Raw genomic sequence first — 7,949 nt, forward strand, 5'->3', positions numbered from 1 at the left:
TGGACCCCCACAGCAGCCACCCCCAACGTGTCAGCCATCCGCAGCGCCAGCCAAGTACTGAAAAAATCCGGAGGCCAATCGTGCGCGATGGCCCGCACCGGTCGACCCCGGCTCGACGCCGAGCGAATCAGCGCCTGCACCGACGATTCCAGCGCCGCACAGGCCTGCGGATCGCTCAGGTCTCCGTGCAGCTCGGACCATTCGACGCCGTCGTCGCCCATCCGGCAAGCCCGGTTTTTGAGCCAGGCGCCGACCGCCAAGACCGAAGCCCCCATGGCTCAACGCTCCGCCAGCGCGGCCCTGGCCTGCGCCAGTTCGGCCTCGAGCCGCGAAATCCGCGCGCGCAAAGCCTCCGCGTCGGCCTCTGACGCCTGACGGTGCTCGCCGTCAACCACCCGGGCCAGCCAATCCTGCCACACCGGCATCCCCTCGCCAGAGATGGCCGACAAGGCGATGACCTCGATGGTGGGGTTGACGCGACGCGCCATCTCGATGCAACGATTGACATCGAACCGAACATGTGGCAACAAGTCGACTTTGTTGATGATCATCAGCCGCGCGGCGGCAAACATGTCGGGATACTTCAGGGGCTTGTCATCCCCCTCGGTCACTGACAGGACCGCGACCTTGGCCGTCTCGCCCAGATCCCACATCGCGGGGCACACCAAATTGCCCACGTTTTCGATGAACAACAGACGACGCACCGCTGCGTGCCCATGCTCGTGCCCGTCCCCGTGGTGATGGAAGTGCGCGTGCAGACGCGCAAACGCCTCCGCCACCATCGGCGCGTCGAGGTGACAGCCCTTGCCGGTGTTGACCTGAATCGCAGGTACGCCGGTGGCTCGGATGCGCTCGGCATCGAAACTGGTCTGCTGGTCGCCCTCGATGACGGCCACCTCCCACTGCGGCCCCTGCTGCCGCAGCGCTTCGATGGTGGCGCACAGCAGGGTGGTCTTGCCCGAACCCGGACTGGACACCAGGTTGAGCGCCGACACACCGTGTGCCCGGAAGTGGGCCCGGTTTTGCTGCGCCACCCGATCGTTGGCACCCAGGATATCGCGCTCGAGCCGAATGGCACGCTCTTGACTCAAGCCAGGCACCGACACCCGGGCCACCCCCGTGCCAAAGTGCAGGGTATCGCGCGCCGTCTCGGCAGCAGCAGCGTCCGCCTGTTGGCCCAGCATCGCATGATGGGCGTGCCCCGCGCCGCCCTCACTGCAACCACACACGACACACATCGTTCACTCCTTTGGTCAAATCACGCATCCGCGTCGCTGACCCGCAAGTCGACGACGCGCAACTCCATCCCCCCCGTTGGCTGCAGCTGGTAACCCCCACAGACGGGGCAAGCCTCGCCCCGCTGGGCCAACGGCACGCTTTGGCTGCAGGACAAACACCACGCCTGCCCCGCGGGCTCGTCGATGTGGATCTGTGCGCCCTCGAGCAGGGTGCCTGGCGCCAGGCTCTCGAGCGCAAAGCGCAGCGCCCGCACATCGACGCCCGAGAGCTGCCCGGCTTCCAGCCGCAGCTCGAGCACCCGTCGGAAACCCTCGCGCTGCGCCACCTCTTCCACCAGCTGCAACACGCCACCGGCCAAACTTGCTTCATGCATGACTGCTCTCTTGGTATCCTGCAGTATCCTCGTTCGGCGCGCAGATCTCAACCGGCACACAAGGATCCAGCGCGGCGGTGAGAAGATTCACCCGAGCGCGTACTTCGGGATCGTCGATCGACAGCGTGGCGAGCACCTGCGCGGCCAACCCCGCCGGATGAAAATTCCACTCGGTCGGCGCCACGACGTGGTAGTCCAGCACCGTTGCCACCGCTCCCGACTGAGGCTGCCCGAGGCGCACGAGGTGGATCAGCAGCCCTCGCGCCATTTCCACCCAGGCCAAGCATTGGCGCTCTCCCACGGCAACCACCCCCCAACCCAGCCACTGCGCGCCTGACTCACCCTCAGCATCCGGCAAACACAGGCGCACCAACTCGGCAAGCCGATAACCCAGCAATTCCCCAACACTCCGAGGCACGGGTTCGGCTGGCTGCCGCAAACGCGCCCACGAACCCGTGCTCGCGGGCGCATCCCGCCACTGCGGCAGACGGTCGAACCCCGGCCGTGACGCGATGTCTGCCGCCAGCCGGCGCAGCTCGACCTCGCTGCCGTGCGCGAACAAAGGGCGCAGGACGACTCCCCGCGGCCACGCCACGTCCGCCTGTCGGGCCGTGCGCAGCAACGCGCCCAGCCACCCGGTATGCCGCCGACTCCACGCGTGGAACCAATCGATACCCTCGGCCAGCCATGCCTGCAACCAGCGCGCGGGATCGGTATGCAACCACTCGTCCCGCAACCAATGACTCAGGGCTGGCCAGAGCTGCGCCGGCGATGCTCGCGCGCCAGCCAACGGGCAGCGCTGCATCGAAGCCAGTGCGGCCGTTGCCAGTGCACCGCCGTCGCCCCCGGCCAGCAATCGCGGCCAATCGAGTGCAATCCGATACAGATGCTCCCGTACCGTCTCGCGATGCAGCATGGTATCGATGGTGCCCTTGGCCGAACCGGGCATCGCCGCCGCCGCCTCGATGGCGAGCGTGCTGGCGCAGCGATGCGCGGCCCCGCACAGACTCAGCACAGTGGCCACCAGCCCCGGCACTTGGTCGATGGGCCGCCCCTGCACCAGCGGTGACACCCAATTCCGCCTCGTGCTGCGCACGTTGTGGGGGGCGGCAACGCCCGGGCGCATCTCCAGGCTGCCGGCGATGGCAGTCATGACGACGCACCCGCGCGCCGCCCCAGCAAAAACGCCCGGCGCGACGCCCTATCACCCGGTGCCACAGAGGTCTTCTGGCCCTCGGCAAACAGCGATGCCAACACCGCGCACGCCGTCTCGCGCGCCAGTTCGTGCCGATCGAATCCCCCCATGGGTGAAAACAACGCGCATGCCTCGTGCCAACCGATCGCGGGGTCGTGCGCACCGATGAACTCGAAGCATTGGTTACCAAACGCACGCTCACGCTTGCAACCGATGCGCTGCCCGCCATCCTGCCATGTCAAGGGCAGACACACCAGACTCATGAACCACGGTGTGATGAGCACCCCTCCCGCGACCATGCCATCGCCATCGAGCAGCCGAAAACCCACCGCCTCCACCTGAAGGGCAGGATTGAGGATCGGGAGCCCCTGCATGCGCTCGGTGTGTACCCAGCGGTAAAACGCCTCCAATTGTTCGACGCGGCTTGCCAGCCCGGCGGGGCCGCCAACACGCGCGGTTGCCGATATCCGCAGGGCCGCCGTCGGCCCGAAGGGGTGGGCGTCAGTTGCCATCGCGTTCATCGGGCAAGAGCAGAAACTGTCGCGCATCCCCGTCGCACTGCGGGCAACGCCAGTGCGACGGCAACTCAGCAAACGGGGTTCCGGACGGGATCTGCCATTGCGGATCGCCCTCGTTGGGGTCGTAGACCCACCAGCAGATTTTGCACTCCAGCCGCGACCAGGGCCGCAGCTGCTCCCGCTTCCCCAGGTAGCTACCCTCGAAGCCGTGACCACCGCTGGCATCCTGACCAATGGGGGCGGACGGCGCATCTCCCGCCGTCATTGCGACGACCCTCGAGTCATCGCCGGGTGCCAGTGGACTGTGGTTCATGCCGACTCCAGATACGACAAGACATCAGCGAGGCGCGCATGGGAATCCCGAAGATCCTCCGGCGCTGCCAGCGCCACCGCCGGCATGTCGACCACCTCGACGGTGTTCAAAATGACCTTGTCCATCGAGTTGTAGTAGACGACACGCCAGCAGTTCGGCAACCGCGTGTTGGAGATGCGGCAGTTGCCATAGCCGCGCGCCAACAAACGGATGCGGCCAGTCCCCAAGTGGTGGTCCAAAAAGGCAATGTCTTCGGCCGAGACGGGCAGCAGCGACAGGTTGACCACATGCGCCGCTTGCCCCGGTTGCCAGCGCGCCACCCGGTCACGAATTTCGGTGAGCAACAGCGGGGCGTTTTGCACGTTGGGTGGCAACTCACCCTCCCAAACGGGGAAGCGCTCCCAGACATCTTGCGCCGCCACCGCGCCAAACAACGAGGGCACTGGACCGACTTCGATCGCATCGTCCACCAGCTCGACCGTGCCACACTCGCCGGTGCGCCAGGTCATGAGCCGCCAGACACCGGTAAAGATGGCTTCCTGGACGTGCACCTCCAGTCGCCCCGGCTCGAGCGGAACCACAGCGCTCGTTTCACCTTCACCCAACACCTGATTGAGGACGGCCACCTCCCGCTCGGAGAGCCCCTCCAGCCGCAACCGTTCCGCGGTACCGGTATCGGCAACCCGCTGCAGCAGCCCCAATACCTGCTGCAAAGTCAGGCATGCCCGACCCAGGCCCAGCAGCTCTTGCGGCTCGGGCAGCACGGGAGGGGCGTAGGTGTGCATGCCCTTGGGCATCGGCAGATAGTCGAGCGCCTCGTCCTCGGCCGACACGCCCGCGCCCTCCGCGACGACGGGAATGGGAAACGCTACCATGGACACTCCTTCAATGACAGTGAGCCCCGGAGAGGGAGACCACGGGGATGCCGATGCTCGGCGGGCGAGAAGGAGGCATGGCCAGCGCAGCCGCCACCTGGGCCAAATACACGTCCCAGTCCTGCATGCCGGCGATGGCCGTCACGTACTGACCCTCGCGAAAAAACAACAGCGTGGGCCAGCGCTGCGAGCCATACCGACGCGCCACGGCTTCTTCCCGTGCCTGTGGCACGACCGCGATCACGAAACGACCCGGGAACGCCTTCATGAGCTCGGGTAGCACGACGGCCACATCGACGCCCTCCGGAAAACGCACCGGGTCCCCTGCCAGCAGTAGGACCCGGTCACCCTCTCCGGCCACCCAGTCGCCAACGCTGTGTTCATCGACCCAAGTTGCTCCGTGGACCTGCACCAACCGCTCGATCAGCGGGGCATGTAACTGTGTTTCGTTCATCATCGGTTCTCCGGACGATAGGGGGCGCCCGTCAAGGCGCGCATCTCTTCGGCACTCATCTGCGACGGAAGCACGAAGTCGGCATGCTGGTGGGGTCGACGATGCCCCTGCATGGCGGCCTCCAGCAGATCCAGCGCCGCGTTTACTTCGGCGGCACGCTGGGCGTCGATGCGCTCTCGCGCATCATCCAGAAATACCAGGAGCCAATCGCCCGCCGACACCTCATCGACCAGCACGGTGCGAATACGCCGCCGCTCGCCACGGCCGTGGCACAACGCAAACGCGCCGTCGACCTGAAGGACTTGCATGGGTACGCCGATACACATGCATCACCCTCCCGCAGGCGCGAAAAAGCGCTCGTCGCCAGTGCGGCACGCGGCGTCGGGCCCGGGACGCTGCGCCTCATAGGTGGCCAGAGCCAGCTCTGCGCACGTGACGGACTCGGCCGGTACCGGCCGCAAGGGGCGGGGCGCCGGGTCAGCTCCCCAGCGCTGCAGCTCGACGAGCGCCAACGCGAGCGCTTGCTCCACCGCCGCCCGCACGACCGGCCGCAGACTCCCGCCATAGTCTTCGAGCTCTTGCGGCTGACAGCCAATGAGCAGAACCTGCGAGGGATATTTCCCCGTGAGCTGTGCCAGCGACAGAACCTCTTGAAAACCCGTCTGGTGCAGGCTCATCTTCTTGGCCCCCATGAAGCGCGGAACATCGTCGTCACGCACCAGCCGCAGCGTGCCCGGCGCGAGCCCGTAGTCGATGGCGTCGAAGATCAACAGCCGATCGGCTTCCTGGACATACGGCAACAGGTACAACCCCTGCGTGCCACCATCGATCACATGGACGTGGTCGGCAAAGGTGTAGCGTTGATGCAGCGCCTCGACACACCGCACCCCGAAACCTTCGTCGGCCCACAGCAGGTTTCCGATCCCCAGCACGACGATACGGTGTTGCGGGCTGTCCGACCCGGGGTGGCAAGTCGATGCGGGCGTCGCGAAGTCCATGGCGATCGTTACCCATCAGAAATCGATGGCAAGCGGTGCAAACCGGCGCTAGCTGCAGACGGATGCCATGGGGCATCAGTCCTTGAACGTGCGGTGGCCCGAGATCATCGTCGAGACGATCGACTGACGCCCCATGATGTCCTCGCGAATCGCCGCGTACACATGCAACATCACGAAGATGACCATCGCCCACATCCCCATCCGGTGCCACGTGTGCACATCCTGGCTTTGACCAAACAGCGGAATCACCCACCCGAACAGCCAGTCCTGCCACGAGCCAGCACCCGCGCCTTCGCTGTAGAGCGCAAAGCCGGTGACGATCATGAAAATCGACAGCATCAGGTAGCCGCTGAACATGGCCAGCCGCGCCAGTGGGTTGTGGCCAACGTACTGGTTGGGCCTGGGAATGATGAACAGGTACCACAGCAGCATCCTGAACACCTCGGTCCAATAGGCCTTCTGAAACAACGGCACCCAAAACAGCTCGCGCGCATGGTGGTTGCCAACCAGCGCCCAGTAGGCCCGGCCCAACAGCCCCACGGCCATGATGTAGCCGGCCGCAAAGTGGGCAAACCGGACATACCCCATCACATAGTGGTCGCTGGCTTCACCCGGCATGGTCGGCAGCGGCACACCAATGAAGTAGCCCGTGATGCACAACACGGTGATGGCGAAGGCATTGACCCAATGCCAGATGCGCACTGGCGCTTCATACACATACACCGACTTGGTGATCTGGCCATGCGAGACGGCTTCGGTGTCGGTCCCAGTGACATCGGCCAGGCGTTGCCGGGTCCGTTGGTCGGCAGGCAAGGTAGACATGGAGCACTCCTTCCTGTGCGAGGGGGAGGGGAAGCATCAGGCGGCCAACTGGCCGAACAGGTAGAGCCCTGCGGCGCCGACGGCAGCACCCAGCCCGCCCAGCACGGCGCCACGGCGCTCGGCCAGCCAGCGCTGGATGGCCAGGCCGACACCGACGCCGCTGATGTGCAGCACCGCGGTGGTCAGCATGAAGCCGGCGGCGTAACCCGCGAAGCCGGTTTCGGGCGTTTCGGCACCGTGGGCCAGACCGTGCAGCGACGAGGCGGCGGCGATCAGCCCCAGGCCCAGCGCCACCGGCATCGCGCGCTGGGCAACGACCAGCATCAGGCCGAACAGCACCACGCTCAGGGAGATGGCGTGCTCCAGGTACGGCACGGTGACACCGGCCGCGCCCAGGGCGGCGCTGATGACCAGCGCGAGCAGGAAGGTGGCCGGCCCCTGCCAGGCTTTGCCCTGCGGCAAGGCGGACACCGACCAGACGCCCACGGCCACCATGGCCAGCAGGTGATCCAGCCCGAACGGGTGCAGCAGACCCTCCATCAGGCTGTGGGTGCCGTGGCCGGTGTGAGCCTGCGCAACACCGGCCAGACTGACCAGCAGCACGGCGGCGGAGATTTGGCGGATGCTTGTGGCTTGCATGGGTTTCTCCTTCTGCGGGGACGTTCAGCGGACGGTGATCCTGGCCATCTCCTGACCGTCGGGGCTCATCACATGGGTAGAGCAGGCCAAGCAAGGATCGAAACTATGCAGCGTACGCAAAATCTCGAGAGGTTGTTCCGGATTGACCATCGGTGTGTTGAGCAAAGAGGCCTCGAAGGCCCCGATCTGACCCTTGACGTCTCGCGGTGAGCCGTTCCACGTGGTCGGTACCACGCATTGGTAGTTCTCGATCTTGCCGTCTTTGATCTTGATCCAGTGGCCCAACATGCCACGCGGCGCGGCCACGGTGCCCACGCCTTTGGCCTCTTTCGGCCACGTGGCTGGGTCCCATTTCTCGACGTTGGCGGTGCTCGTATCTCCGGCCTTGATGTTGGCGACCAGCTGCTTGAAATCGTCCATCATCATTTCAGCGCTGTATTGACTCTCCAGTGCGCGAGCCAATGTACGGCCGATGGTGGTGGGCAACAACTGCTTCAGGGTGTATTGCGTAGTTGGCAGACCC

Annotated in this window: 12 protein-coding genes and 1 pseudogene; all 13 read right to left on the reverse strand. The window is 65.6% G+C overall.

What is annotated here, in order from left to right; genetic code table 11:
• A pseudogene (locus Q0716_RS07150) lies at window positions 1-275 on the reverse strand (carbamoyltransferase HypF); the annotation flags it as partial.
• Window positions 276-278: 3 nt separating this feature from the next.
• Window positions 279-1,184 (reverse strand): hydrogenase nickel incorporation protein HypB, encoded by a 906-nt coding sequence (gene hypB, locus Q0716_RS07155; RefSeq protein ID WP_299021413.1) that lies wholly within the window; start codon window positions 1,182-1,184, stop codon window positions 279-281.
• 74 nt (window positions 1,185-1,258) lie between these two features.
• Window positions 1,259-1,612, reverse strand: a complete 354-nt coding sequence (locus Q0716_RS07160; RefSeq protein WP_299021391.1) for a hydrogenase maturation nickel metallochaperone HypA — start codon at window positions 1,610-1,612, stop codon at window positions 1,259-1,261.
• Entirely contained in the window at window positions 1,605-2,765 is a 1,161-nt protein-coding gene (locus Q0716_RS07165; RefSeq protein WP_299021394.1) for a hypothetical protein, read from the reverse strand. The genes Q0716_RS07160 and Q0716_RS07165 overlap by 8 nt, the downstream gene beginning before the upstream one ends.
• Window positions 2,762-3,319 carry a [NiFe]-hydrogenase assembly chaperone HybE gene (gene hybE / locus Q0716_RS07170; protein WP_299021397.1) on the reverse strand — a complete coding sequence of 186 codons (558 nt, stop codon included), beginning with the start codon at window positions 3,317-3,319 and terminating at the stop codon, window positions 2,762-2,764. The genes Q0716_RS07165 and hybE overlap by 4 nt, the downstream gene beginning before the upstream one ends.
• The gene (locus Q0716_RS07175) at window positions 3,309-3,590 is read right to left on the reverse strand and encodes a rubredoxin (protein WP_299021414.1); all 282 of its coding nucleotides are present in this window, start codon (window positions 3,588-3,590) and stop codon (window positions 3,309-3,311) included. Before Q0716_RS07175 ends, hybE begins: the two co-directional genes overlap by 11 nt.
• A gap of 44 nt (window positions 3,591-3,634) precedes the next feature.
• The gene (locus tag Q0716_RS07180; protein ID WP_299021399.1) at window positions 3,635-4,513 is read right to left on the reverse strand and encodes a hydrogenase expression/formation protein; all 879 of its coding nucleotides are present in this window, start codon (window positions 4,511-4,513) and stop codon (window positions 3,635-3,637) included.
• Between the two features lie 10 nt (window positions 4,514-4,523).
• Window positions 4,524-4,970, reverse strand: coding sequence for a hydrogenase (locus tag Q0716_RS07185; protein WP_299021401.1), 447 nt, complete (start codon window positions 4,968-4,970; stop codon window positions 4,524-4,526).
• Window positions 4,967-5,293 carry a HypC/HybG/HupF family hydrogenase formation chaperone gene (locus Q0716_RS07190; RefSeq protein WP_299021403.1) on the reverse strand — a complete coding sequence of 109 codons (327 nt, stop codon included), beginning with the start codon at window positions 5,291-5,293 and terminating at the stop codon, window positions 4,967-4,969. The genes Q0716_RS07185 and Q0716_RS07190 overlap by 4 nt, the downstream gene beginning before the upstream one ends.
• Before the next feature lie 3 nt (window positions 5,294-5,296).
• Window positions 5,297-5,965: a HyaD/HybD family hydrogenase maturation endopeptidase gene (locus tag Q0716_RS07195; protein WP_299021405.1), complete on the reverse strand. Its 669-nt coding sequence runs from the start codon at window positions 5,963-5,965 to the stop codon at window positions 5,297-5,299.
• 75 nt (window positions 5,966-6,040) lie between these two features.
• Window positions 6,041-6,787, reverse strand: a complete 747-nt coding sequence (gene cybH / locus Q0716_RS07200) for a Ni/Fe-hydrogenase, b-type cytochrome subunit (RefSeq protein WP_299021407.1) — start codon at window positions 6,785-6,787, stop codon at window positions 6,041-6,043.
• Window positions 6,788-6,823: 36 nt separating this feature from the next.
• Complete coding sequence (locus Q0716_RS07205; RefSeq protein ID WP_299021409.1) at window positions 6,824-7,426, reverse strand: HupE/UreJ family protein; 603 nt, start codon at window positions 7,424-7,426, stop codon at window positions 6,824-6,826.
• A gap of 24 nt (window positions 7,427-7,450) precedes the next feature.
• On the reverse strand, window positions 7,451-7,949 hold a 499-nt coding region (locus Q0716_RS07210; protein WP_299021411.1), incomplete at its 5' end, for a nickel-dependent hydrogenase large subunit.

It is taken from the genome of uncultured Tepidimonas sp., assembly GCF_938045175.1.
Classification (GTDB): Bacteria; Pseudomonadota; Gammaproteobacteria; order Burkholderiales; family Burkholderiaceae_C; genus Tepidimonas.

Bases quoted from the DNA above. Each gene is read 5' to 3' on its own strand.
- hypB (WP_299021413.1), bottom strand. From the start codon at position 1,184: ATGCTGGGCCAACAGGCGGACGCTGCTGCTGCCGAGACGGCGCGCGAT.
- Q0716_RS07160 (WP_299021391.1), bottom strand. From the start codon at position 1,612: ATGCATGAAGCAAGTTTGGCCGGTGGCGTGTTGCAGCTGGTGGAAGAG.
- Q0716_RS07165 (WP_299021394.1), bottom strand. From the start codon at position 2,765: ATGACTGCCATCGCCGGCAGCCTGGAGATGCGCCCGGGCGTTGCCGCC.
- hybE (WP_299021397.1), bottom strand. From the start codon at position 3,319: ATGGCAACTGACGCCCACCCCTTCGGGCCGACGGCGGCCCTGCGGATA.
- Q0716_RS07175 (WP_299021414.1), bottom strand. From the start codon at position 3,590: ATGACGGCGGGAGATGCGCCGTCCGCCCCCATTGGTCAGGATGCCAGC.
- Q0716_RS07180 (WP_299021399.1), bottom strand. From the start codon at position 4,513: ATGGTAGCGTTTCCCATTCCCGTCGTCGCGGAGGGCGCGGGCGTGTCG.
- Q0716_RS07185 (WP_299021401.1), bottom strand. From the start codon at position 4,970: ATGATGAACGAAACACAGTTACATGCCCCGCTGATCGAGCGGTTGGTG.
- Q0716_RS07190 (WP_299021403.1), bottom strand. From the start codon at position 5,293: ATGTGTATCGGCGTACCCATGCAAGTCCTTCAGGTCGACGGCGCGTTT.
- Q0716_RS07195 (WP_299021405.1), bottom strand. From the start codon at position 5,965: ATGGACTTCGCGACGCCCGCATCGACTTGCCACCCCGGGTCGGACAGC.
- cybH (WP_299021407.1), bottom strand. From the start codon at position 6,787: ATGTCTACCTTGCCTGCCGACCAACGGACCCGGCAACGCCTGGCCGAT.
- Q0716_RS07205 (WP_299021409.1), bottom strand. From the start codon at position 7,426: ATGCAAGCCACAAGCATCCGCCAAATCTCCGCCGCCGTGCTGCTGGTC.